This is a genomic window from Psychrosphaera aquimarina (assembly GCF_032461525.1).
GTDB classification, from domain to species: Bacteria; Pseudomonadota; Gammaproteobacteria; order Enterobacterales; family Alteromonadaceae; genus Psychrosphaera; species Psychrosphaera aquimarina.
Map to the genome: position 1 here is coordinate 796,513 of NZ_JAWCUA010000007.1, position 26,507 is coordinate 823,019.

Genomic DNA, 26,507 nt, shown 5'->3' on the forward strand with positions numbered 1-26,507 from the left:
AGCTGTAAGTAAAACAATTGTCCGCATTTATTAGGATACTATAACGGTTTTCTTTTATTTATTTTAAAATTAGTTACGCGTAAAAATAGGAATGTCATTGATTTGTGGATAAAAATTACAGACTCAGCTACAGGGAATTATGAAGATTTAAACGTAGAATTATTTTATCCATTAAAAACTTCAGATTTATTAAAGAACAATACAAAATCTTTTAATATCAAAGCTAAAATAACTAAAAATGACTACAATCCTTCAAAAGCAAATCAAACTGTACATGTCCCTTTAGACTTTCACGAAAACTTAACGGTCTTCAGTTTAGTAGACAATGGTTGGTTACCAGCTCCCTTCACTATACCTCCAACATTTTTGATTGATCGAAATATACTATCCACTTTTGAAGGTAGCCAAAAAGGAAAAGCGCACTACTCTGAAAACTCTTGGTGGTTCAATCCATTTCATAAGTCAAATAAAGATAGCTTAGAGATCAATGTTATATTTTCAGCCTTAGAGGGAGATAAAAGAAAGCTGCCTGAATTTGACATATTTCTGAAAAATATTGAAGAGTGTAGTCAAATTGTTACTAAACAGTTTAAAAATGTAATAGTTTCAGAACTAACTAACTTTCAATTAAAAATAATATATGATTTTTTAACAAAAAATTATAATGATTTCATTGGTTTTTTGATGGAAGTTAGTCCATTTATATATCAATCAGTTTCATATAAAAATAAAAATAGTATCTTAGATAAAATCTTCAATCTTGCTAAAAAATATAAATTAAAAGAACACTCGCATATTTTACTACTTGCTATTGCTTGCTTATATGAAAGTCCAGCTTCTAATTCTAGAAAAAAATTCGCTAGAAAAATATTAAAACCCAAAGAAAACTACTCAATGGAAATAGCCCATAATTGTATCTTTGATGTTTTATTTATCGACTTACTATTACTTCTAAAACATTACGCAAACACAAATTACTCTGGGCTTTCTGCAGATAAGCCATTATCAATATATTGGACAATTATTAACCCTAAATTAAGTTTACAGCAAAGTGACTTTACTTATACCCTTGAAATAAAACATGAACTTTTTGAAAGTGCTTCAACATCAGATCACCAAAATATAATTGCAAGATTAAAAGCACTATAACTAAAATAAAGTCTACTTTTATGGAGTCATATCAGTTTCGCAACATTATCACTCATATTTCGGACATAAAAAAAGGTGCATTCAATATGCACCTTTCTCTTATAGCTTATAGCTTATAGCTTATAGCTTATAGCTTATAGCTTATAGCTTATAGCTTATAGCTTATAGCTTATAGCTTATAGCTTATAGCTTATAGCTTATAGCTTATAGCTTATAGCTTATTATGCTGGATTATTAACAAAATCTTCGCCTAATTTAATGTCAGCTTTAAGACCGTCTAACATGTCAGCTTTACATTTAGCTTCATATTCACTGATATCGCCGTAATGTAAAATTTCTTTCACGCCGTCTTTACCAATTAATACTGGTTGTGCAAAGAAACGAGCATCTTCGCCGTCGCCTTCAACATAAGTATATTCATAAACGTCGTCTTCGCCGTTTAATGCATCTACTAAGCTTAAGCAGAAACGTGCAGCTGCAAGTCCCATTGATAATGTAGCAGAACCGCCACCCGCTTTAGCTTCAACAACTTCAGTACCCGCATTCTGGATACGGTGAGTTAATTGCTCAATCTCTTCTTGTGTGAAATCAGCACCTTCAACTTGTGAAAGTAATGGAAGAATTGTAGTACCACTGTGTCCACCGATAACTGGAACAACGATTTCTTCTACGTCTAAGCCTTTTAATTCAGCAACAAACGTTTCAGCACGGATAACGTCTAGTGTTGTTACACCAAACAATTTAGCTGGGTTATATTTACCTTTCGCTTTTAATGCTTCTGCTGCGATTGCAACAGTCGTGTTAACTGGATTAGTAATGATACCGATACATGCTTCTGGAGCGTGATCTGCAATTGCATCAATTAAGTTTCTAACGATACCAGCATTGATGTTAAATAAATCTGAACGGTCCATGCCAGGCTTACGAGGTACGCCAGCTGGAATTAATACAACGTCAGCACCCGTTAATGCTTTATCTAAGTCATCAGCACCAAAACCTTCCACTTTTACAGCTGTAGGTATGTGGCTCAAATCAACAGCAACACCTGGAACAACTGGCGCAACATCATATAGCGCTAATTCTGTGCCCGCTGGTAATTGAGTTTTTAGTAATAAAGATAGAGCTTGACCTATACCGCCTGCGGCACCTAATACTGCAACTTTCATATTCTTCTCCGAAGTCATTTTGTGTAGAGTACATTTTGCGGGCAAACCATACTTAAATATGAGTAAAAACTCAATTAGCATTTAGTCTAAATTAGTATATTTTAGTTAAATACTTTAAACTGCGCCCAAGTTAGAAGGGGAATCCATGAGCCAAGTAAAACAAGAAGAATTAATTAAGTCATTTAAAGCGCTGTTAAAAGAAGAAAGATTCGGTTCTCAAGGCGATATCGTCGAGGCCTTAAAAGGGCTTGGATTTGATAATGTGAGTCAATCAAAAGTATCCAGATTATTGACTAAATTTGGCGCAGTAAGAACACGTAATGCCAAACTAGAAATGGTGTATTGTTTACCTGCTGAGTTAGGCATGCCAACGGCTAAAAGCCCATTAAGACAGTTAGTATTAGACATTGAACACAATGAATCTATGGTGATCATACGTACTAGCCCAGGTGCAGCACAGCTTATTGCCCGATTGTTAGATTCAGTCGGTAAAGCAGAAGGTGTATTAGGTACTATTGCAGGTGATGACACTATATTTATCGCCCCACTGAAAGTCAGTGACATCGAACATACAATTAAAAACATCAGACAATTATTTGAATCTGTATAAATAAAAAAGCGCAGCACTTAAAAGTGTTGCGCTCGTTGTTTTAACGACTAATGTTTATTCATCATTGGTTGACGCAATTTTATGAATAGATAAATCAGCACCATCAAACTCTTGTTCTTCAGAAAGCCTTAATCCAAATAATAAGTTTATGAGTCCATAGACTATTGCCCCACCAGCTACAGCTAATGCAATTCCACTTAATGTCCCTATTATTTGCGCCGAGAACGAAACGCCACCTAAACCGCCAAACGCCTCACTGCCGAAGATACCCGCAGCTATCCCCCCCACGCACCACATACACCGTGTAAAGGCCACACACCTAATACATCATCAAACTTAAATTTGTTTTGTACATAGGTAAATAACCAAACAAATAGCCCACCAGCAACTAAGCCTACCACTAGTGAGCCGATTGGATGCATAATATCTGAACCTGCGCATACCGCCACAAGCCCAGCCAGAGGCCCATTATGAATGAAACCTGGGTCGTTTTTACCAAAGTATAACGAAGCAATAATACCCCCCACCATAGCCATTAGTGAGTTGACAGCAACTAAGCCCGATATGCCATCCAACGTTTGGGCTGACATCACATTAAAACCAAACCACCCAATACTTAAGATCCATGCACCTAAAGCTAAAAACGGTATATTGGAAGGAGCAAACGCAACTAATTTACCACCCCGGCGGCGACCTTGGCGCATGCCTAGAAATAATACAGCGACAAAGGCTAACCATCCGCCAACAGCATGTACAACAACGGAACCCGCGAAGTCATGAAATTGCGCCCCAGTGGTCATTTCTAACCAAGCTTGAAAACCCAAATTGCCGTTCCAGATAAGGCCTTCAAAAAATGGATACACCAAACCTACGATTAACATAGACGCAAATAAGAAAGGATAAAAACGGCCACGTTCGGCGATACCACCAGAAACTATAGCCGGTATTGCGGCGGCAAAGGTCATTAAAAAGAAAAATTTAACTAGGTCATAACCATTATTTTGTGACAACACTTCTGCACTGGCAAAAAAAGTGGTGTCGTATGCAACCCAATAGCCAATGAAAAAGTACGCTATACATGAAACGCCAAAATCGGCCATGATCTTTACTAACGCATTTACTTGGTTTTTATGCCTAACCGTCCCTACTTCTAAAAAAGCAAAACCGGCATGCATAGCAAACACCATGATGGCACCTAATAATATAAATAACGTATTTGAACTCTGAACTAAGGTCTCTACTGCACTATTTACTTGATCCAAAATCAATACTCCTAAATAGCTTCGTTATCTTGTTCACCCGTACGTATACGAATAACGCGTTCAACATCAGAGACAAATACTTTACCATCTCCAACTTTACCAGTATGAGCCGCTTTTATGATGGCTTCTATGCAACGTTCAACATCATCGTCAGAGACAATGAGATCAATTTTTACTTTAGGAAGGAAATCAACTTGATATTCAGCGCCACGGTAAGTCTCGGTATGCCCCTTTTGGCGTCCAAAGCCTTTAACTTCGGTAATGGTCATCCCCACCGTACCAATTTCAGATAATGCTTCTCTCACATCATCCAGTCTAAAAGGTTTAACTATCGCTTCTATTTTTTTCATTATTATATGAACCCATTTAACTAGTTATGCTAACAATTAGCTTAACTATGCAAAGGGAGCATATAAGAAAATATATGAGTTTGCCTCACTTATACATAATAATTTTTATTATATATAAGTGAGTTTATGAAGGTAATTAAGGCTTGTTAATCTATATTTCCCTGAGAAGTAAGGAAATCTATAGAAGGAGCAAAAAAGGCAGCACCGGTCTCTGCCGTGGTATAGTCGAGTAAATGATCGTAATTACCTTCATCAGTACCAAACACCATATTATGTAAAATACGCTCAAAATTAGTGGCATTGGCACAGTAAGATACAAACAATAAACCTTGGGTGGAAACATTACCGTAAGGCATACTTTGACGCATGAGTTCTAAGCCATTGCCATCTTCGTCTTTCACATTTGCTCTTTTTACATGAGCAGTTTCCGGCATTTCTTCTTTTGACATTTCAATGTCATCAATTTTAGTTCGTCCAATGATTAACTCTTGATCTTCAGTAGGTACTTGTTCCCAGCGGGCTAAATTATGACGATATCTTTGCACATGAACGTAACTTCCCCCTGCAAACGAACCGTCTTTTACCAATGCTACATCTCTTCGTTTTCGGCCTTTAGGGTTTTCGGTGCCATCAACAAAGCCCGTTAAATCACGCCCATCTAGATAACGGAAACAAGGCACTTGTTCAATTAATTCTATCATCTCACCAAATAAGCTCATTAACCGTCTGCAAGCAATATAATTTACATCTTGTCTGTCCGACCTTAATTGTACATATAAGTCGACTGGTACAGCAGGCATGTGTCTGTCTTCGTGATGGATGGCTGGAAAAGGCCTCAATTCTTCAGGTTTTTTATCCGGGTACAACTCATCCCAAAAACTAGATCCAATTGCGATAACGCCACTAAACATCGCCTCAGAAAATTGTTCGTTTATCTCTTCTAATATTATTGGTAACTGACTTAATGCTTCACGTATTACGGGTTCATAACCATCGTGTGCATTAAAAAACAAATGAAGTCCGTGTAAATTTGCTTCACCACATATCCCCCATTGCTCTCTTGCCATGAATCACTCCTAGTTACATTTATGATGTTGATAAAAATAATATACTTAATTGTACCGACCGGTTGGTCTATACTACCAATACTTATTACGAATACTTTACATTATCGATGCGAATACTTCTTTTATTTATATCACTTTTATTTTCAGCGCCCAGTAAGTCAGGTGAACAACAGCTAGAGTTTCAAACTTCTGGGCTTGTGGGGTTAGGCCATGCTTTTTATAGCTATACATTCATAAATAAACACACATTATCGATAGGTGCAGGGTACGTACCTGAGTTAGCTGATCATGATGATATGACATTACTTAGTTTAAAATACCGATATACCCCAACAAAGTCATACCCGTTTATATCAATTGGCCAAGAAATCATGTGGAAACCTTATAGCTTTTCAGTGACTGTATTACGAGGGGAAGACAATGATATTTATAAAACTTTACCTGACGACATCCCAAAAGACTACTACTTACCTAGTGCCCGACGTGTAATTTTTAGTATGCAAACAAACTTTGTTTTACAAGATGGAGTTGAGTTTTACTGGGACTGGAGTGTATTAGATATTGGTTTGATTAATTACGTTAGAAATTTTGAGTTTTATCGAGACAACTACCGGTTTTTAGGCTTAGAAGGCATTTTAAGTTACGGAATTGGATTTAGGGTGGATTTATAATGACATTAATAAAAAAAATCATGTTTGCAACCATAACTTCATTATTAATATCTTCATGTCGGTTTGATATATCCCCTTGGGAAAACGATGTCAATTGTGACACGTTAAACCTTGAAGCTAACTTAGAATGGCTCAACCTAATCGAAAAGCGTTATAAGGATAAAACGGATTTTAGTGTCGCTGTTATTGGTGATCCGCAGCAATACCCTGGTGATCTTGAGTTAACAATAAAAAAAATTAACAAAATAAATAAAGTTGATTTTGTTTTGCTGTTAGGTGATTTAACAGAGACTGGCGTTGAAAAAGAATACGAATGGACATGCAAAGCTGTGAGCCACACTAGTAAGCCTATTTTATCCGTTATTGGAAATCATGATGCTCTAGCTTATGGACGCGTTATTTGGTTAGATACTATTGGCCCATTTGATTATTCATTTACCTATAAAAACATAAAGTTCATCGCTTACAACGATAACAAATACGAATTTGAAAACGTGCCTGACAAAGAATGGATAGCGAATGAAGCGCTCATCTCGAGTGATGAAACACGTTTTCATACAATTGGAATGTCTCACATTGAGCCTTGGGATGTTGAGCCAACGTTAACAGATGAACTTAAGCTAATGGGGTTCGATCAAATGCTCCATGCTCATAACCATAAGTTCGCTTATTGGCAAAAATCCTCAGTAGAACTGCCACACTTTATTACCGCGGACACACGAGATGTTAAGTTTGGCATTATGAACATTACACCTGATAGTATTTCAATAGAGCAATGTGATCCAGAATGCGTTCCTGTAACAGTACAAAATAGATAATGGATTTCTTTACAATTTTTTATCGAGTTTATTTTACTGTCGCGATTGATTTTAAACAAAATGTAAAGACTGTTCCCATGTAATTACTTGATCTAGCGCGGTAGGCTCAGTGAAACTGTTCTATCTAATAAATGTTGTGATATCAATATAAGGCACTTTCATATTGTTTAATAATCTAACAAACATTTGTTGTTTAGCTTTATATTTTTTACAATAAAATATTGTCTGAGCCTGACTCACTAAATCATGCGAAATCTGCCTATATTTATCATATTATTATTTCCTTTAAGCAATAACGCTGAGAGCTCGCAGATCGAGTTTCAATCGTTTGGCTTTGTTGGTATTGGACATGTTTTTTACAGTCAAACCTTCTTTAAAAAACATACTCTATCAGTCGGAGCTGGTTATGTGCCTAAAAGTTCTACACATGATGATATGAATTTATTTAGCGTAAAGTACCGATATTCAATGGATACCAAATATTTTTTTAATGTGAAAGACATTCCAATCACATGGCGTCCTTATAGTTTTTCATTTACCTTTTTACAGGGTAAAGATCACGATGTTTACAAAACATTTCCAGATAACACTCCCAAAGATTATTATGCTGCAACAGATCAAAGGCTTTTATTTAGTATGCAAACCAACTTTATAATACCCAATAACATCGAACTTTATTGGGACTGGAGCGTGTTAGATATCGGGCTAATCTCCTATCTAAGAAATTATCAATTTTATCAAGACAATTATAGCTTCCTCGGGTTAACGGGCATAGTTAACGTTGGCGTTGGCTTTCGAGTGAATTTATAATGAATAGGATTTACAAATTTATACTTTTCCCAGCTTTCATCATTCTCATTACATCATGTCGATTCGAGGTCTCCCCTTGGGATTATGACTTCCAGTGCGACACATTAAATTTAGATTCAAATTTAATGTGGTTGAAACAAATTGAAAAACAAACGGTAAACACACCAGACTTTAGTATTGCGATTGTTGGCGATCCACAAAATTACGTAGGTGATTTTGAATTAACAATTGCAAAAATAAATAAAATTGAAGAGGTGGATTTTATATTACTATTAGGTGATTTAACTGAAATAGGAGTAAAGCAAGAATATGATTGGGCCTGTAAAGCTGCTAGCCATGCCAAAAAGCCTATCTTATCTGTGATAGGAAACCACGATGCTTTATCATACGGACGTGAAATATGGTTAAATACCATTGGTCCATACGAATATACATTCACATATAAGCACACTAAATTCATTGCTTATAATGACAACAAATACGAATTCCCAGATGTCCCAAATAAGAGTTGGCTTCAACAAGAAGCGCTTATAGGTGATACTGAAACTCGTTACCACACAATAGGTATGTCACACATAGAACCTTGGTGGGATATTGATTTTACCTTTACAGATGAACTAAAAGCGTTTGGTTTTGACCTTATGTTACATGCTCACAGCCATAAATTTTCATATTGGTACAAACCTTCGGTTAAACTCCCTCATTTAATAACTGCCAACACACGTGACGTTAAATATACAAAAGTGAATTTCACGCCTAATGATATATCAGTAGAACAGTGCGAACCTGAATGTATTCCAGCCACTGCAGTAAATTGGAGCGACATTCCTTAAATATTACAAAATTTAGTCTTATTTATTACATTTTTATTACCCATGTAATATTCCTGTAACATTTGTGTTTTTTAATAGTCTAAACTTAAATAAAACGACTACTTTTATTTATCTATTAAATTAATCAGTTCCTTACCTAGGGTCATAATAATGAAAATGCTTAAAACGTTAATTGCAACTGCCATAATCTCAGCGTCGATTAGTCCAGCTATAGCGGCAACCGATTTATACGGTAAAATCAATGTGTCCTTTCAAAATTCAGATGACGGCGATGCTGCAATCACTGAGTTAAAAAGTAATTCTTCTCGATTTGGCTTAAAAGGTTCAACAAAACTAGACGGTGGTATATCACTGGTTTATCAATATGAGTTTCAAGTTGATGTGGCAGACAACTCTGGTTCAGAGAACATAAAATCAAGAAACCAATACATTGGATTGAAAGGTGACTTCGGTGAAGTATTATTAGGACGTAACGATACGGTATTAAAACAGTCACAAGGTAAATTCGATATTTTCTCTGATTACGAAGGCGATATTAAAAACTTAGGCTGGAAAGGTGAAACTCGTGCCGATGACTCTATCACTTATAAAAGCCCTAAATTTAATGGTGTGCAGTTTGGCTTAAGCTACATCTTAGATGAAGATAATGATGATGCTGCGACGTCTATTTCTGCAACTTATGGTGATAAAGCATTAAAGAAAGATAAGTATTATGCGGCCATTGCCATGGACAGCGATGTTAAAGGCTATGACGCAACACGATTAACTGTGGGTACAAAAGTATCAGGCGTGGTATTAGGCTTAATATTGCAAACACAAGAAGCGGTTTTATCAGGTGTTGAGAAGTCTGGCATGATGTTAAGTGCACAATACAAAGTAGGCTCTTATAATCTAAAAGGCCAATATCAAACCCTTGAAGATGACGCTGGCATTTCAATTGGTGCGGATCGTAAGCTTGGCAAAAACACAAAAGCTTATGTATTTTACACTACCTTTAATCATGACATGAGTGCTGACGAATCATACGTAGCACTTGGGTTAGAACATAAATTCTAACGCTTAAATTACAAAAATCTTTATGATGTAAAAACCGCCTAGTGCGGTTTTTTCTTTTTAAATTCATGTTTTATTAAATATTAGTTATAAACTAACCTCAGTGTAATAAAACTGTCACAATAAGAAGACATACTAAGTTCACTAGATAATTACCGCATCATTCTATTTGAATTTTGTATAACCTATTGATAAAGATTAACAATGATGAATAAAATTTTGATTATTGAAGACGAAGCTCCTATTAGAGAGATGTTGGTCTTTATATTAGAACAAAATGGCTACCAAGCCCTTGAAGCTGGCAGTTTTGAAGAAGCTCAGCGTCACTTAGTTGAACCTGTACCTGTGTTAATTTTACTTGATTGGATGTTACCAGATATCAGTGGTATACAGATTGCCAAATCGTTAAAACAAGGCGATTTAACCAAACATATCCCTATTATTATGTTAACCGCTAAAGGCGAAGAAGAAGACAAAATTAAAGGGTTAGAAGTAGGTGCTGACGATTACATGACGAAACCTTTTTCACCTAAAGAGTTAATGGCTCGTATAAAAGCGGTACTTCGCCGAGTTGCACCAACCGCAATTGAAGAAGCGGTTGAAGCAGATGGTATTATTCTTGATCCAGTATCTCATCGTGTTACTGTGCACAATAAATTAGTAGAGCTAGGTCCCACTGAATTTAGATTGCTTCACTTTTTCATGACTCACCCAGACAGAGTTTACAGTAGAGAACAACTACTTGATCATGTTTGGGGAACCAATGTTTATGTAGAAGATCGCACGGTCGATGTTCAAATAAGACGATTAAGAAAAGCGATTGGTGAAGTTAATACCATGATCCAAACCGTCCGAGGCTCAGGGTATCGTTTCTCTAAAACGACATAAAGAATTAACAAATGCGTCAATTACCTAACAGTCAAAAGTTATTTACGAAGGTAGTAATATTTTTACTGCCTTTTTTCTTAATAGGCACTTTTTTTGGCGTCCCAGCTGAAAGCCTATGCCTAGGATTTATCTGTTTATCAGTTTGGCATTATCATCAGCTCTCTTTACTTATAAATTGGTTGTGGACCAAACGTGGTGCTTACCCTCCTGCATCTAAAGGGATCTGGGCAGACGTTTTTGATGGTATTTATCAACAACAGCGTAAACACAGAAAAAAACGTAACGAACTCAGTGTATTAGTGAGACGTTTCCGTTTAGGCGCAGAATCACTTCCAGATGCAGCGCTGGTATTTAACGATGACAGAACGTTAGTTTGGTGTAATTCGTTAGCTCAAAGTATGTTAGGTTTTAAATGGCCAGAAGATATGGGCAATCGCATTGATAACTTTTTGCGCCAACCTGAGTTTATCCACTACTTAGAATCAAAAAACTACGACAAGCCATTCGAGCTGACATCGCCAGAAAGTGAATTCATCATACTTGAATGCCGCATAGCTCCATTTGAAAAAGACAAATGGACCTTAATTGCTCGAGATATAACCCAAATCAAACAAATGGAACAGATGCGTAAAGATTTTATAGCCAATGTTTCACATGAGCTTCGCACTCCATTAACGGTAATGCGTGGTTATTTAGAATTACTCACCGAATCCGATGTGCCCGATCCTATTATTTGGAAAAAAGCACATACTATGATGAACGAACAAACCATTAGAATGGGAGGATTAGTTAACCAATTACTCACTCTGACTAAATTAGAGAACAAACAATACGTATTAACTCAAAGCAAAGTTAACGTTGCACGATTGTTAAATATTATCGTTGAAGAAGCGAACACCCTATCTGACAACGAACACCTGATTACTTTAAACGCCGACTCTGAATTGTTTATACGTAGTAGTGAAGAACAAATACGAAGTGCTTTTTCAAATTTGATATTTAATGCCGTTAGGTACACACCAAAAGGACAAAGTATTAACGTATCTTGGAAAAAAACGGAAGAAGGAGGTGCTAAATTTACTTGTCAGGACACCGGCGATGGTATTCCTGCAGAGCACTTATCAAGACTTACCGAACGATTTTATCGTGTCAATCAAGCCCGAACTCGTGACTCAGGCGGTTCCGGATTAGGATTATCCATAGTGAAACATATATTAGCAAATCATGACTCTGATCTAGAAATCAGCAGCACGCTGAATGTTGGTAGTTGTTTTTCATTCACGATACCCGCTAGGTTTATTGTAAAAGAAGTAACAGTAGTGGACGAATAACAAACCAAATGGATAATAAAGCGCCGCTTCACTGCTAAAAGTACCCCGCTAATAGACAAAAACTAAAATTGCAGTTATGTTACAAATCTATACATATTGATGAATGCATAAAGTCAGTATGTTATCTTTTGGTAACTGGACAACAATTTGAATATCTCTCCTTTAAAAAACAACCTGTCGAATACCCACAATCATGTTGCAGTGTTAGATATAGGTTCAAACAGTTTCCACCTGACCATAGTTCAAATCAATAATAAAAAATTAAATATTATTCATAAATCCAAGTATAAAGTTGGCCTTGCAGATGGCTTAGTCAATACAGGATTAATTAATCCCGATGCATTCTCTCTTGGCTTAGAAACGTTAAAAAAAGTCAAAGTCGTATTAGAGCATTATCCAATCAAAACCGTTAGAGTTATCGCCACGCAAGCACTACGGTGTGCAAATAACACTAATGACTTTATCTCACAAGCTCAAAACGTATTTCCTTACCCTATCGAAGTCATTCAAGGTAAAGAAGAAGCTCGTTTGATTTATAAGGGTGTGATAAGTCAGGTTTATTCAGAGCAAGTTCAGCTTGTAATAGATATAGGTGGAGGATCGTCAGAATTTGTCATTGGTCATGGATTAGAGCCAAAATTACTTACTAGTTTGAATATTGGTTGTGTGAGTTTTACTAACCAATTTTTTGCAGATGGGCAAGTCTCCTTGGAAAATTTTAATAATGCGATTCAAGCGGCGAGTACTGAAATAAAAAACATAGCGCAAACTTATAAACAACTTGGCTGGGATACTTGTTTAGGCACCTCAGGTTCGATAGAGAGTATATTTTCCGTAATTGAAATGATGGACAAGAATAAACTAGTTACCCTTCACAATTTAGAAACATTAATGTCACAAATCATTGAATTTAAATCCATTGACGCATTACAGTTAGGTGATATTAATAAAGAAAGACAACATGTATTCCCCGCAGGCTTGGCCATATTAATTGCTATGTTCCGCACTTTAACCATAACTCAAATGCAATACTCCCACGCCGATCTTGGTCAAGGTGTTGCCTTTGAAATCATTGAAAAACAAGACTAGCACACTTTTTTATCAAAAACTTCTACTCTGGGGAGATGTGCGCCTTGAGTACTTATCCGCTGTCAAAACACAAAAAAACGTTGCCGCTAACAAATGAATTTTTAATTATTTTCCAGTTAAATTGACTTTGTAATATTACTGACACATAACCTCAATATGATTGCTGCAGATTTTAAGAAACATTAATTCTTTGTAACGAAACCTTTAACCCATTGCCAAATAAATAACTAAATTGGCAGGAGTAAAATATGAAATTAAAAACTTTGTTCAGCGTATTAGGTTTAACCTTAACTGCGTTAGTATCTACATCATCAGCAGCAGTTGATAAATCAATTGCGGAATATCAAAAAACCAGCGGTATTTCTGGCAACCTTTCTACAGTAGGTTCAGATACATTAGCTAATATGATGACATTTTGGGCAGAAGAATTTAAACGCTTATACCCAAATGTAAATGTTCAAATACAAGCTGCAGGTTCATCTACAGCGCCTCCTGCATTAACGGAAGGTACATCTAATTTCGGTCCTATGAGCCGTAAAATGAAGTCAAAAGAAATTGAATCTTTTGAAAAACGTTTTGGCTATAAGCCAACAGCTATTCCTGTTGCGATAGATGCACTTGCTGTGTTTGTCCACAAAGATAACCCTATCAAAGGTTTAAAAATATCTGAAGTGGATGCCATTTTCTCTGCAACTCGTAAATGTGGTAGTGACCAAGATATCTCACGTTGGGGTGATACTGGATTAACTGGACAATGGGCTGCTAAAGACATCCAGTTATACGGACGTAACTCAGTATCTGGTACATACGGCTACTTTAAAAAGAAAGCATTGTGTAAAGGCGATTTTAAAAACAATGTAAATGAACAACCTGGCTCTGCATCTGTTGTTCAATCAGTTTCAGCATCACTTAATGGTATTGGTTACTCAGGCATAGGTTATAAAACATCTGGTGTAAGAGCTATTGCTTTAGCTAAAAAAGGTAACAACTATGTTGAAGCAAACATGGAAAATGCAGTATCGGGTAAATACCCATTAGCACGTTTCCTATATGTTTATGTTAACAAACACCCAAATAAACCGCTTTCACCAATGGAGTCAGAATTCGTGAAAATGGTACTTTCTCAGCAAGGCCAAAAAATTGTAGAAAAAGATGGTTATATTCCATTACCTGCAAAAGTCGTTGAGAAGCAACTTAAGGTTCTTGGTTTAAACTAAGGGCATTTAAAATACAAAAAACCGAGCTAGGCTCGGTTTTTTTGTATTTTCAACTTAACGTTTATGAGTAACTAACAAGCTTCATCTAAATCGACAATAATATCTGAAGCCAATCCTTCAAGAGCTTCAGCAATCACATCCGCATTCATACCCACAGGTAAATAGACTTTCGCAACCGCGTGGAACAATCCACCTCCCCAATTAGGTGCGGTTTGTCTACTACTGGTGAAGTGAATAATACTGCCACCTTTATGAGTAATGATACTGGCCAACTCTTGAACAATGCCCTTACGATCGTTACCCGTTATTACAAACTCAATTTCTTGCCCTTCAGGTAATTCTTCACCGAGATCATCATGTATATCAATTTTAAGTTCATCAATTTGAGTCAACGCAGAGGTTAATATTTCAAGATTATCTTCAGCAACTTCTATTTCTACAACCCCAGCAAAGTAGCCACTTAAATGAGACAAGTTGCTCACTAACCAATTGGCATTATGCTCAACCAATGTATTAGAAAGGATTTCTACTAAACCAAGTCGGTCTTTACCTATAACTGTTAAAATAAGTCGTTTCATGAAAATTTAGATCCTCAACTGCTTTTCACCTTTTCCAAAGTATTAACCGTAAACAATAAATAATCCAGAAAGTGAATTGATTAATAGACTGATGCAACGCTGCATGATTGATTTTTAATCAATTTTATTTATAACATTATCAAATTATTACACTACCCTAGCTGCAATGTCACATAACTGTAACATTAACGCCATATAATGCCCCCAATCGAAAATAAGTTGGATTTTTAGATGTCTAGAACTTCAGACAACGCTTTAAAAACTGAATCAACTAGGTTGATCAAAGATAAAGTTGCAAAATATGGTGTAACCGTAGGTGGCGTAATGGTTTTATGCGCCTTGTTACTTATATTCTTTTATCTGCTTTACATTGTAAAGCCCGTTTTTAATGCACCTCATATAGAACCGATCAGTGAGATAACTGAATTAACCAAAAATTACGTCAGTGTTTCGGTAGAAGAGCAAAATGAAATTGCCTTTGCTTTAACCAAACAAGGTGAAATTGATTTTTATTCTCTCTCAGGTGAAGATGCCGGGCAATTAGTGTTAACGGAAACAATTCCGTCATATAACAGGGTAACAGCTTTTAATGCTGCGGCTCCGCAACAAGGGTTATTTGGCTATATCAACCAACAGTCTGAATTAATGATTGTGAAACCCACGGTCAAAATAACTTTTCCAAATGACAAACGACAACTAATGCCATACATGAGTTTCCCTTTTGGAGAAGCCGCTATGCCATTGGAAGTTGATAACTTATTTACTGTTGATCAGTTTTCATTTGCGACAGAAGAACAATCAATTGGCTTAGTCCACCAACATACCGATTCAAAAGTTTACTTCACTAAATTAGAAGGTGAAGAAGATATGTTTTCTGATGAGATTGTATGGACAAAGAACTCAACAGAGTTAACACAAGTTAATGGCAAAATAATCAGTACCTTTGTTTCACCTGGTTTATCCCGAGTTTTTGTGGTTACAAAAACGCAACTTTATGTATTCGATACCATGGATGCTGAAGAGGTTGAATTATTATACACAGTCAACTTAGTGGCTAAGTCAAAGTCAGGTGTGACCATCACAGCTGCAAACCTTCTTGCTGGTGCAAACTCTATGATCATAGGGTTTAGTAATGGTGTGCTTGAACAATGGTTTGAAACCAATAGTGATGAGGGCCGTGATTTTGTAAAAGTTCGTCAATTTAATATGACTGGCGAAGCACAAGGTTCAGCTATTGATGCCATCTACCCAGAGTTTTATCGTCGAACTTTTTTAGCTAGCACGAATACAGGACATATAAATCTTTTCCATACCACATCTGAAGCGGAGTTATGGCAAGGTCAAATTGCACAAGGAAAGATTAATACACTGTCTTTCTCTCCTCGTTCAAATGCAGTAATTTCAATTTCTAACAACACATTGGATATATCAAAAGTCGATAACGAACACCCAGAAGTAACTTGGTCGGGTTTATGGCAAGAGGTGTGGTACGAAGGATATCCAAAAGCGGATTATGTTTGGCAGTCGTCATCGGCCAGCGATGATTTTGAATCAAAATTCAGTTTAGTTCCAATCTCATTTGGTACATTAAAAGCAGCGATGTACGCCATGTTATTTGCGGTTCCAATTGGTTTATCCGCGGCCATTTACACGGCTTATTTTATGGCTCCAAACGTTCGTAAAATTGTTAAACCGACAGTTGAAATCATGGAAGCATTACCAACAGTAATTTTAGGTTTCTTAGCTGGACTTTGGTTAGCTCCGGTAATAGAGCAGCACTTACCTGGTGTAGTGTTATTGCTTATATTATTGCCAATCGCTATTTTGCTCACCGCGTTTGCTTGGCACAATTTACCGCAAAAAATCAAAAACATGGTACCGCAAGGATGGGACTCCATTATCCTGTTACCTATTGTTGTTTTAGTTTCATACGCTTCGTTTAGCTTAAGTCCACTGGTAGAACTTTGGTTATTTGACGGCAACACACGTTTATATATTACCAATGAGTTAGGTATTAACTTTGACCAACGTAATTCATTAATAGTTGGTATAGCCATGGGCTTTGCTGTAATCCCAACCATCTTTTCGATTGCAGAAGATGCGGTATTCAGTGTCCCAAAAACACTATCAAATGGTTCTTTAGCACTTGGGGCTACTCAATGGCAGACACTAGTAAAGGTTGTATTGTTAACAGCGAGTCCAGGTATTTTCTCAGCCGTAATGATGGGCTTGGGACGTGCGGTTGGTGAAACCATGATTGTATTAATGGCAACCGGTAATACACCAATTATGGATTGGAGCATCTTTGAAGGTATGCGTACCTTATCAGCGAATATTGCAGTAGAAATGCCGGAATCTGAAGTGGGAAGTTCTCACTACCGAATACTATTCTTAGCAGCATTTGTCTTATTTATATTTACCTTTGTTGTAAACACCATTGCCGAATTTGTTCGTCAACGTTTACGTGAAAAGTACAGTTCACTTTAACCCCATAACTTGAAGATATCAGGAGTATTAAAATGAAATTATGGTTCAAGTCTGGGTCACCATGGGTATGGATGACAGCGGGTGCAGTGAGCATCAGTTTGTTATCAGTAATTGGTTTGTTGATGTTAATTGCAAGTCGTGGCCTATCTTATTTTTGGCCTTCGAGCATTCATCAATTTGAAATCACCACACAATCCGGTGCTACCAAAACAATTATTGGTGAAATATATGAAAAAGAACAAGTACCTACTCAGCAGTTGATTGAGTCTGGTGTTTTGTTTGAACAAGCACAAGGTGAAACCGTAGAGCGCTACTTAATAAAAACCGGCAACCGTGAGTATGTTGATTTAGATTTCCAATGGTTATTAACGCCATACATAAAACAACAATCAACGCCTTCAGGTTTAGCCGTATTTGAACGTAGTAAAAATGGTAACTTTTATGGATATGTTGAAAGTGTGGTCCAAGATGGCAATGTCATTACCGAAAACAAACAACAAGTTTTATTAGCTGCGATAGAACGAGCCGTAGAATTAAATGGAAAAGCGTTAGATTTACAAAACAATGAAATCGGCGCAATTAACTATGAGTTAGAGCGTTTAAGATTAAAACAAAGAAAACATGAACTTGATGGCGATTTAACCGACCAAATCAAATTAGACTTATCTGAAAAACGTCAAGCTCTGCAAACTGAATATCTCGTATATGAAAAGCAGTTATTTGAATTTCGTCAATTAGCTAAACGTGACAGTGTTATCGTCAAAGATATGCGCGGCGAGCAAGTTACTTTGCCAGTCAATTATTTATTGGACGTAACTTTTCCTAATGACATGTCATTTCTGGCTAAGTTAGGTCAATATGGTCACCAAATTGGCAAGTTTATAATGGATGACCCGCGTGAAGCTAATACGGAAGGTGGTGTATTCCCTGCTATTTTCGGTACCGTCTTTATGGTTATGTTAATGGCGGTCATCGTTACACCATTTGGTGTTATCGCTGCGGTATATTTACATGAATACGCAGGCAACGGCGCGATTACTAAAATCATTAGAATTTCAGTAATTAACCTAGCAGGTGTGCCATCCATTGTTTATGGTGTATTTGGATTAGGCTTCTTTGTTTATATGTTAGGTGGTTCATTAGACCAACTATTCTACCCTGAAGCATTACCGGGTCCTACGTTTGGTACGCCAGGTGTTATGTGGTCAGCACTTACATTAGCCATATTAACTCTACCAGTTGTTATTGTATCGACTGAAGAAGGGTTATCACGTATTCCAGGCGCATTACGTCAAGGTTCGTTGGCCTTAGGGGCAACAAAGGCAGAAACTTTATGGCGCATCGTTATCCCTATGGCAAGCCCTGCAATTATGACAGGTTTGATATTGGCTGTAGCGCGAGCGGCTGGTGAAGTTGCACCGTTAATGTTAGTTGGTGTTGTAAAAATGGCACCTACGTTACCGTTAGATGGTAACTTCCCGTTTGTCCATTTAGACCGTAAGTTTATGCATTTAGGTTTCCACATTTATGATGTTGGTTTCCAGAGCCCGAATGTGGAAGCGGCAAGACCATTAGTTTATGCAACATCCTTTTTATTAGTGAGTGTGATTGTCGCTTTGAATATCACGGCCATCGGCATACGTAATCATTTACGTGAAAAGTATAAAGCACTAGACCACTAATAAATGAATAAATCGGTATTTATACCAATTAAATAAAAGATTCGTTAAGACAAAATTAAAACGATTAAGTGAGTAAGACATGATTTCCGTCGCACCTGATATGAGTAACAAAACGTCATCTGTAATTGATTTAAACAATTTACAAGATCAACAAATTGCACTGCGCATTAAAAACTTGAACCTTTTCTATAGCGAAAAACAAGCCTTAGAAAATATCACAATGAATATTCCAAAAGGTCAGGTAACGGCGTTTATCGGTCCTTCTGGTTGTGGTAAGTCAACGTTATTACGTTGTATCAACCGTATGAATGACTTAGTAGATACCTGTAAGATTGACGGCCAAATCTTGTTACATAATCAAAACATATATGACAAGTCGGTTGATGTTGCGTCATTACGTCGTAAGGTTGGTATGGTGTTTCAGCGCCCTAACCCATTCCCAAAAAGCATTTATGAAAATGTGGTTTATGGATTACGTTTACAAGGTGTTAACGATAGACGAGTATTAGATGAAGTGGTTGAAAACGCATTAAAAAATGCGGCACTTTGGAATGAAGTTAAAGACCGTTTACATGACAGTGCTTTAGGCCTTTCAGGTGGACAACAACAAAGATTGGTTATCGCTCGCGCTATTGCGATTGAGCCAGAAGTTTTATTACTTGATGAACCAACTTCAGCACTTGATCCTATTTCTACATTAACAATTGAAGAGTTAATTACAGAATTAAAAGATAAATACACGGTCGTCATCGTTACTCATAACATGCAACAAGCGGCGCGAGTTTCGGATCAAACGGCCTTTATGTATATGGGGCAGTTAATTGAACATGCTGACACAAATACATTATTTACAACACCAAGTAAGAAAAAAACAGAAGACTACATAACGGGTCGTTACGGTTAGTCGAATTAAGTCACCCTTTTGGGTCTTGATGAGAACATGGCATAGCAAAATTGAGCAAAGGTAAGACGATGGAATTAAATTTAAACAAACACATATCAGGTCAGTTTAACGAAGAGTTAGAGCAGATCAGAAACGACGTATTAAAAATGGGTGGTTTGGTTGAGCAACAACTTACCAATGCCTTAAACGCCGTTAATAAACGTGATAAAGATTTAGCAAAACAAGTGTTAGAGTCGGATTACCTTGTCAACAAGATGGATGTTAAAATTGACGAAGATTGCACACGGATCATTGCAAAACGTCAACCAGCCGCTTCTGACTTACGTTTAGTGCTTGCCATAATCAAGACCATTACAGACCTAGAGCGTATTGGCGATGAAGCAAAACGTATCGCTAAGGTAGCACTAGAGTCATTTAGTAATACTCAGCAAGAGTTTCTAGTCTCTATGGATGGCATGGGTCGAAAAGCGCTTGCTATGCTGAATGATGTTTTGGACGCCTTCGCTAGAATGGACGTGGATGCAGCTTTCGAAGTACACAAAGCGGATAAAGAATTAGACAAAGAATACGAAGCGATTGCTCGTCAATTAATGACTTACATGATGGAAGACCCACGGTCTATTCCTAAAATTATGGATGTATTATGGTCCATCCGTTCATTAGAGCGTGTTGGCGACCGTTGTCAAAATATCTCTGAATACGTAATTTACTTTGTTAAAGGTAAAGACGTTCGTCATACATCGGAAGCCGATATTAAACATAACATTCTTAACTGATTCAAATTAAGAGTTAATGAGTTAAGCGCAGAAAAACGGCGTTTAACTCATTAACTCTCCTTCAACTCTATTTTATTTCACTATTTCCTCACCCGTCACATAATTGTAACATTTCTGTCATATACTCTATTCTTGTTGCAATGCTTATGTAATTAAATGGCATTATCAACTAAACAGGTGTGACAAGGTCACAAACACAAGTTACAATTCGCACGTTTTTACCAACCCCTAAAAGGTATTAAAAATATGGCCACAAATTCAATACTTGGCTTATTTGCAAAATCTCCTCTAAAAGCATTAGAAGAGCATATTAATAAAGTTCATAGTTCCGCTAAATTGTTAGTTCCGTTTTTTGAAGCTGTATTTGCTGAAGACTGGAAAAAAGCAGCCGAAATTCGCACTAACATTTCTAAATTAGAAAAAGAAGCCGATGTGCTAAAACGTGATATTAGAATGAATTTACCACGCGGTTTATTTCTTCCTGTAGAACGAACTGACATCCTCGAACTTGTTACTCAACAAGACAAAATAGCTAATAAAGCGAAAGACATTTCAGGTCGTTTTTTAGGTCGTGAACTTACGGTTCCTAAAGAGATCCAAGCCGAATTTAAAGCATATGTTCAACGCAACATCGATGCGACTAAACAAGCTAGAAATGCTATCAACGAAATGGACGAGTTACTTGAAACTGGTTTTAAAGGCCGTGAAGTAGACTTAGTTGAAAAGATGATCAATGAATTGGATGCTATTGAAGATGATACTGACAGCATGCAGATCGCAATTCGTTTACAACTTAAAAATTTAGAAAGCGAATTAAATCCTATTGATGTCATGGTTACATATCGCATGATTGAATGGATAGGTGAGTTAGCCGACTTGGCTGAACGTGTCGGTTCGCGTCTAGAGCTTATGCTTGCACGCTGATAATAAACATTATCATTTACTAAATAAATTAGGTTAATCCAATGGATAATATTTCAAATTTCTTTGAAGCATACGGCGTAATGTTAGTCATTATCGCTGCAGTAGTTGGTTTTTTCATGGCGTGGGGCATTGGTGCCAACGACGTGGCAAATGCAATGGGGACCTCGGTAGGTTCTAAAGCCCTAACTATCAAACAAGCTATCGTTATAGCGATGATATTTGAGTTTGCTGGGGCTTATTTAGCCGGTGGTGAAGTTACTTCTACCATTCGTAAAGGCATCATAGATTCAGCGATGTTTGTTCCAATACCTGAGTTACTCGTGCTTGGTATGATTTCAGCATTGTTAGCCGCTGCAATATGGTTAGCCGTTGCTTCATATTTAGGCTGGCCTGTCTCTACTACCCACTCCATTGTTGGTGCAATAGTTGGTTTTGCTGCCTTTGGTGTTGGCGCTGATGCAGTAAACTGGGGTAAAGTTGGTGGCATTGTATTGAGTTGGATAGTAACCCCTGCGCTTTCCGGTGCACTTGCTTACGTTATCTTTATGTCTGCACAACGTTTGATATTCGATACTAAAGACCCGTTATCAAATGCTAAAAAGTATGTTCCTTTTTACATGTTCTTAGCCGGTTTTATCATGTCTCTTGTGACAATCCAAAAAGGCTTGAAACACGTTGTTAAGTCTGGCGACCTATCAATCAGCACCACTGAAACATATTTATACGCTATATTAGTGGGTGTTATTGTAGCGATTATTGGTAAGTACTTTATTAGTAAAATCAATATTGACCCTAAAGCTGACAAGAAGATGCATTTCAACAATGTTGAAAAAATATTCTCAGTATTAATGATTATCACAGCATGTTGTATGGCATTTGCCCATGGTTCAAATGACGTAGCAAACGCGATTGGTCCTTTGGCTGCAGTTGTAAGCATTGTTGGTAACAACGGTGAAATCGCTTCAAAAGCAACGTTAGCTTGGTGGATATTACCACTTGGTGGATTTGGTATTGTTGCTGGTTTGGCGTTATTCGGTCACCGAGTTATGAAAACCATAGGTACAGGTATTACGCATTTAACACCAAGTCGTGGTTTTGCCGCTGAACTAGCTGCTGCCTCTACTGTTATTATTGCATCAGGTACAGGTCTTCCAATCTCTACGACACAAACACTTGTTGGTGCGGTATTGGGTGTAGGTTTAGCACGTGGTATTGCAGCGCTTAACTTAGGTGTTGTTAGAAACATAGTTGTTTCTTGGGTAATTACACTACCAGTTGGTGCAGGCCTTTCAATTATTTGTTTCTTAATTCTTAAGAGTGCATTTGGCATCGCTTAATATCTAATTAAAACAATACAGTTAAAAACCAGCTTCGGCTGGTTTTTTTATTTCCCTACATAAATTACCTAATATAGAAACTTAATCTATAATTACCTTTTCCATTTATTAACAAGGATAGTTATGGCTCAGTTACTTATTTTATTTATCTGTATTTTCTTAATCATTACTCCGTTATATGTGAATAGTAAACTCGTCCCCCCAGAATTAATGTTAGCGAAAACCACTAACCTACAAAGCATTCAATTTAGTTATCGAGGCTATTTAGTCAGTGAAAAACTTGATGGTGTTAGAGGCTTTTGGAACGGTAAACACTTGTTAACTCGTACAGGTAAACTTATTCATGCGCCGGCATGGTTTACCCATGACTTCCCCATCGTGCCTTTAGAAGGTGAGTTATGGATCAGAAGAGGTCAGTTTGATTTAGTCTCTGGGATTATAAGAAAACAAACACCTGTGGACGCCGAGTGGAAAAAGATAAAATTTATGTTGTTTGATGCACCTGAATCTGAGTTGATTTTCAGCCAACGTCTAAACTATATACAAACACTAATCAGCCCTCTTAACATTCCTTGGTTAAAGCTCATCGAACATAAATCCTTTACTGAATTTAGCCAACTAAAAACCTATTTTGAAAGCATTGTTAACCAGAATGGTGAGGGGTTGATGCTAAACAAAGCAGATGCTTATTATCAGTCAGGCCGCACTAACAATATCCAAAAACTAAAACCCTACCTTGATGAAGACGCAATTGTATTAAGCCATTTAACTGGCAAAGGTAAGTTCCAAAATATGATGGGGGCATTGTTAGTAAAAAATAAACAAGGCATAGAATTTAAGATAGGTACCGGTTTCACCACAGCACAAAGACAACATCCGCCTAAAATAGGCACTATTATTAGCTATCGCCACTCTGGTGTCACAAAGACTGGATTGCCTAGGTTTCCTACCTTTATTCGAATTAGGACTGATCTGGAGGCGTTGTAGGGGGAGTTTCTAGTGGCGAGTTTCGAGAAATAAGCTATAAGCCGTAAGCCGTAAACCGTAAACCGTAAACCGTAAGCCGTAAGCCGTAAGCCGTAAGCCGTAAGCCGTAAGCCGTAAGCCGTAAGCCAAATATTATAAATAATGTATTGCTCGTTAAATATATAGCTTTTTTAGTTAAAGATGGTCTAGGTATATTTAGTATGAAAAAGATAATTGGTATAAACAAAAAAATGCCAGCAAAAGCTGGCATTTTCAAATCGTAAATTTTAATAATTAAAACTAATTACCAAATTTTCACACGGTCTTCTTTTTTCAAGTAATGGCCATCACCTTCTTTAACACCGAAAGCTTCGTAAAATTCAGGCATGTTTTGAACAATGCCATTTACGCGATATTCACTTGGTGAATGAGAATCCGTTTTAAGACGTGTTTGTAACTCTTTATCACGATACAAACGACGCCAGATTTGTCCCCAACCTAAGAAGATTCGTTGCTCGGCCGTATATCCATCAAGTACCGGAGCTTCTTTACCATCAAGTGACAAGAAGTAAGCTTTATAAGCGATAGTTAATCCACCTAAATCGCCAATATTCTCACCTAAGGTTAAATCGCCATTTACAAACTCACCAGGGAATACTTCGAACTTGCTATATTGCTCTGAGAACATTTGGCCACGAGCATTAAATTGCTCTTTATCAGAATCAGTCCACCAGTTACGTAAATTACCATCACCGTCATATTTAGCACCTTGGTCGTCAAAACCATGTCCTAATTCATGTCCGATAACCGCACCGATGCCACCGTAGTTCACTGCATCTTCAGCTTCTAAGTTAAAGAATGGAGGTTGTAAAATAGCAGCAGGGAATACAATTTCGTTCATAACTGGGTTGTAATAGGCATTAACTGTTTGTGGCGTCATGTGCCATTCGTTGCGATCAATAGGCTTACCTAATTTGTCCAACATATTTTGCATTTCCCATTGGTTGTAACGCATGTAGTTACCAACCAAATCACCCGCTTTAATTTCTAAAGAAGAGTAATCTTTCCACTCATCAGGGTAGCCAATCTTAGGTACAAATTTAGATAATTTATCCAATGCCGATTTCTTTGTTTCTTCACTCATCCATTCAAGGTCTTGAATGCCAACTTCGAAGCCTTTGATTACGTTTTTAACCAACTGCTCCATGCGTTCTTTCGCTTCAGGTTTAAAGTGCTCCGCGACATATAATCGTCCCAACAATTCACCTAACACCGAGTTAACGCCATTAACGGCTTTTTTCCAACGTGGCTGTTGTTCTTCTATACCGCGTAAATCTGTACCATAAAAGCTAAAGTTACGATCAACAAACTGTTTAGACAATTTACCACTGTATTCAGACACTAAATGCAGAGTTAAGTACTCTTTCCAAGTGTTTACGTCTATGGTATTAAATATTTCACCAAACGCTTTTAAATACGTGTTTTGTGAAGCAATTAAGCTATCAATTTTATCTAAACCCGTTGTTTTTGCATAAATTTCCCATGGGAAATCACCCATGTATTTAGCAAATTCTTCAGTGCTGTATTTGTTATAACGTTTATTGGCATCGCGGCTTTCAACTCGTGACCACTGTCTTTCAGCAATTTGAGTTTCTAGTGCTAAGATACGAGTCGCAGCTCCATTGGCATCTTCATAACCTGCCATTGTTAACATATCAGTAATATAACTTACGTAAGCAGCACGGTTATTAACTGATTTTTCGTCATCTTTTAGGTAGTAATCACGATCCGGTAAACCTAGACCCGATTGCACTACATATACAGCATATTGGTCTGATTTTTTTGCATCATTGTTCACATACCAACCTAAAGGTCCATTAACCCCAGCGCTATAAAGCCCGCCAATTAATGAAGCAACGTCGTTATGTGTTTCCACTGAATTAATCTTTGCCACTAAACCTTTTAATGGTTCAAATCCATTTTTTTCAGCTTCTGACTCATCCATAAATGAATTATAAAAATCACCTAATTTTTGCTCGTCAGAGCCTGGTTTATTATTTTTTGCCGTAGAAGCACGCTCAATAATCGTTTTTAGGTTTTGTTGTGCATCGTCATAGAGTTTTGTAAACGAACCATAGTTAGATTTATCCCCTGGGATCTCTGTAGTATCTAACCATTTACCATTGGTATGACGATAAAAGTTGTCGGTCGCTTTATAGCTTTTATCCATATTTTCAAGCGCGATGCCTGACGTTAACGCTTTAACTTCAGCTTGCTCAACTTGAGAATCTTGTTTTGGCGAACATGCCGTTAACGACAGCGCTCCAATACTAAGAGCAACACTGGCTGCAATTACACTAATTTTTTTCATGACTATTCCAAAATGTCTGGTGGTAGATTGATTGACTAAATTCCGCTTTAACCAATTATCAATATTATTATTTTAATTTTTAACAGTTGTTATAAGCGCACGACTCACTGTTAAAAAGACTCAATTAGATTACGGATTGTTACATTAAAGTCAACGCTAGCAATCCTT

General features: G+C 37.1%; 23 protein-coding genes and 1 pseudogene. 18 read left to right on the plus strand and 6 right to left on the minus strand.

Annotated features, from left to right (window positions below):
* Positions 1 to 102 precede the first annotated feature (102 nt).
* The gene (locus RT723_RS10085) at positions 103 to 1,149 is read left to right on the plus strand and encodes a hypothetical protein (RefSeq protein ID WP_315946944.1); all 1,047 of its coding nucleotides are present in this window, start codon (positions 103 to 105) and stop codon (positions 1,147 to 1,149) included.
* Positions 1,150 to 1,370: 221 nt separating this feature from the next.
* On the opposite strand, the gene mdh is transcribed toward RT723_RS10085, so the two are convergent.
* Positions 1,371 to 2,315 (minus strand): malate dehydrogenase, encoded by a 945-nt coding sequence (mdh, locus tag RT723_RS10090; RefSeq protein ID WP_315946945.1) that lies wholly within the window; start codon positions 2,313 to 2,315, stop codon positions 1,371 to 1,373.
* Positions 2,316 to 2,460: 145 nt separating this feature from the next.
* On the opposite strand from mdh, the gene argR reads away from it, so the two are divergent.
* On the plus strand, positions 2,461 to 2,925 hold the full coding sequence (argR, locus tag RT723_RS10095; RefSeq protein WP_216053749.1) for a transcriptional regulator ArgR: 465 nt from the start codon (positions 2,461 to 2,463) through the stop codon (positions 2,923 to 2,925).
* 54 nt (positions 2,926 to 2,979) lie between these two features.
* Here argR and RT723_RS10100 read toward each other — a convergent pair.
* The 3 genes and pseudogenes from RT723_RS10100 to RT723_RS10110 form a co-directional block, all read right to left on the minus strand.
* Positions 2,980 to 4,187: pseudogene (locus RT723_RS10100) on the minus strand (ammonium transporter).
* A gap of 11 nt (positions 4,188 to 4,198) precedes the next feature.
* A complete protein-coding gene (locus RT723_RS10105) occupies positions 4,199 to 4,537 on the minus strand; it encodes a P-II family nitrogen regulator (RefSeq protein WP_216053747.1) in 339 nt (112 codons plus the stop codon).
* 146 nt (positions 4,538 to 4,683) lie between these two features.
* Positions 4,684 to 5,604, minus strand: coding sequence for a Dyp-type peroxidase (locus tag RT723_RS10110; RefSeq protein ID WP_315946946.1), 921 nt, complete (start codon positions 5,602 to 5,604; stop codon positions 4,684 to 4,686).
* A gap of 107 nt (positions 5,605 to 5,711) precedes the next feature.
* On the opposite strand from RT723_RS10110, the gene RT723_RS10115 reads away from it, so the two are divergent.
* The 9 genes from RT723_RS10115 (at position 5,712) to RT723_RS10155 (ending at position 14,314) form a co-directional block, all read left to right on the plus strand.
* Complete coding sequence (locus tag RT723_RS10115) at positions 5,712 to 6,275, plus strand: hypothetical protein (RefSeq protein ID WP_315946947.1); 564 nt, start codon at positions 5,712 to 5,714, stop codon at positions 6,273 to 6,275.
* Complete coding sequence (locus RT723_RS10120; RefSeq protein WP_315946948.1) at positions 6,275 to 7,093, plus strand: metallophosphoesterase family protein; 819 nt, start codon at positions 6,275 to 6,277, stop codon at positions 7,091 to 7,093. The genes RT723_RS10115 and RT723_RS10120 overlap by 1 nt, the downstream gene beginning before the upstream one ends.
* A gap of 408 nt (positions 7,094 to 7,501) precedes the next feature.
* Positions 7,502 to 7,903, plus strand: coding sequence for a hypothetical protein (locus RT723_RS10125; RefSeq protein ID WP_315946949.1), 402 nt, complete (start codon positions 7,502 to 7,504; stop codon positions 7,901 to 7,903).
* Entirely contained in the window at positions 7,903 to 8,736 is an 834-nt protein-coding gene (locus tag RT723_RS10130; RefSeq protein WP_315946950.1) for a metallophosphoesterase family protein, read from the plus strand. Before RT723_RS10125 ends, RT723_RS10130 begins: the two co-directional genes overlap by 1 nt.
* 150 nt (positions 8,737 to 8,886) lie before the next feature.
* Entirely contained in the window at positions 8,887 to 9,792 is a 906-nt protein-coding gene (locus RT723_RS10135) for a porin (protein ID WP_216053741.1), read from the plus strand.
* A gap of 201 nt (positions 9,793 to 9,993) precedes the next feature.
* Positions 9,994 to 10,677: a phosphate regulon transcriptional regulator PhoB gene (gene phoB, locus RT723_RS10140; RefSeq protein ID WP_315946951.1), complete on the plus strand. Its 684-nt coding sequence runs from the start codon at positions 9,994 to 9,996 to the stop codon at positions 10,675 to 10,677.
* An 11-nt stretch (positions 10,678 to 10,688) separates the two neighbouring features.
* Positions 10,689 to 12,008 carry a phosphate regulon sensor histidine kinase PhoR gene (gene phoR, locus RT723_RS10145; RefSeq protein WP_315946952.1) on the plus strand — a complete coding sequence of 440 codons (1,320 nt, stop codon included), beginning with the start codon at positions 10,689 to 10,691 and terminating at the stop codon, positions 12,006 to 12,008.
* A 147-nt stretch (positions 12,009 to 12,155) separates the two neighbouring features.
* On the plus strand, positions 12,156 to 13,097 hold the full coding sequence (locus RT723_RS10150; RefSeq protein WP_315946953.1) for a Ppx/GppA phosphatase family protein: 942 nt from the start codon (positions 12,156 to 12,158) through the stop codon (positions 13,095 to 13,097).
* 248 nt (positions 13,098 to 13,345) lie between these two features.
* Positions 13,346 to 14,314, plus strand: coding sequence for a PstS family phosphate ABC transporter substrate-binding protein (locus RT723_RS10155; protein WP_216053737.1), 969 nt, complete (start codon positions 13,346 to 13,348; stop codon positions 14,312 to 14,314).
* A 71-nt stretch (positions 14,315 to 14,385) separates the two neighbouring features.
* Here the strand turns inward: RT723_RS10155 and RT723_RS10160 are convergent, their stop codons facing one another.
* Positions 14,386 to 14,892 carry a glycine cleavage system transcriptional repressor gene (locus tag RT723_RS10160; protein WP_216053736.1) on the minus strand — a complete coding sequence of 169 codons (507 nt, stop codon included), beginning with the start codon at positions 14,890 to 14,892 and terminating at the stop codon, positions 14,386 to 14,388.
* Positions 14,893 to 15,123: 231 nt separating this feature from the next.
* Between RT723_RS10160 and RT723_RS10165 the strand changes: the two genes are divergently transcribed.
* From RT723_RS10165 to RT723_RS10195, 7 genes are all read left to right on the plus strand, one after another.
* A complete protein-coding gene (locus RT723_RS10165) occupies positions 15,124 to 17,379 on the plus strand; it encodes an ABC transporter permease subunit (protein ID WP_315946954.1) in 2,256 nt (751 codons plus the stop codon).
* Between the two features lie 32 nt (positions 17,380 to 17,411).
* Entirely contained in the window at positions 17,412 to 19,061 is a 1,650-nt protein-coding gene (pstA, locus tag RT723_RS10170; RefSeq protein WP_315946955.1) for a phosphate ABC transporter permease PstA, read from the plus strand.
* A 79-nt stretch (positions 19,062 to 19,140) separates the two neighbouring features.
* Entirely contained in the window at positions 19,141 to 19,965 is an 825-nt protein-coding gene (gene pstB, locus RT723_RS10175) for a phosphate ABC transporter ATP-binding protein PstB (RefSeq protein WP_216053734.1), read from the plus strand.
* Positions 19,966 to 20,033: 68 nt separating this feature from the next.
* Positions 20,034 to 20,741, plus strand: coding sequence for a phosphate signaling complex protein PhoU (gene phoU / locus RT723_RS10180; RefSeq protein ID WP_315946956.1), 708 nt, complete (start codon positions 20,034 to 20,036; stop codon positions 20,739 to 20,741).
* Between the two features lie 246 nt (positions 20,742 to 20,987).
* The gene (locus RT723_RS10185; protein ID WP_216053732.1) at positions 20,988 to 21,665 is read left to right on the plus strand and encodes a TIGR00153 family protein; all 678 of its coding nucleotides are present in this window, start codon (positions 20,988 to 20,990) and stop codon (positions 21,663 to 21,665) included.
* Positions 21,666 to 21,706: 41 nt separating this feature from the next.
* Positions 21,707 to 23,002 (plus strand): inorganic phosphate transporter, encoded by a 1,296-nt coding sequence (locus RT723_RS10190; protein ID WP_216053731.1) that lies wholly within the window; start codon positions 21,707 to 21,709, stop codon positions 23,000 to 23,002.
* Positions 23,003 to 23,125: 123 nt separating this feature from the next.
* Positions 23,126 to 23,989: a DNA ligase gene (locus tag RT723_RS10195; RefSeq protein ID WP_315946957.1), complete on the plus strand. Its 864-nt coding sequence runs from the start codon at positions 23,126 to 23,128 to the stop codon at positions 23,987 to 23,989.
* 283 nt (positions 23,990 to 24,272) lie between these two features.
* Here RT723_RS10195 and RT723_RS10200 read toward each other — a convergent pair whose 3' ends face one another.
* On the minus strand, positions 24,273 to 26,339 hold the full coding sequence (locus RT723_RS10200) for a M13 family metallopeptidase (protein WP_315946958.1): 2,067 nt from the start codon (positions 26,337 to 26,339) through the stop codon (positions 24,273 to 24,275).
* Between the last annotated feature and the right edge of the window lie 168 nt (positions 26,340 to 26,507).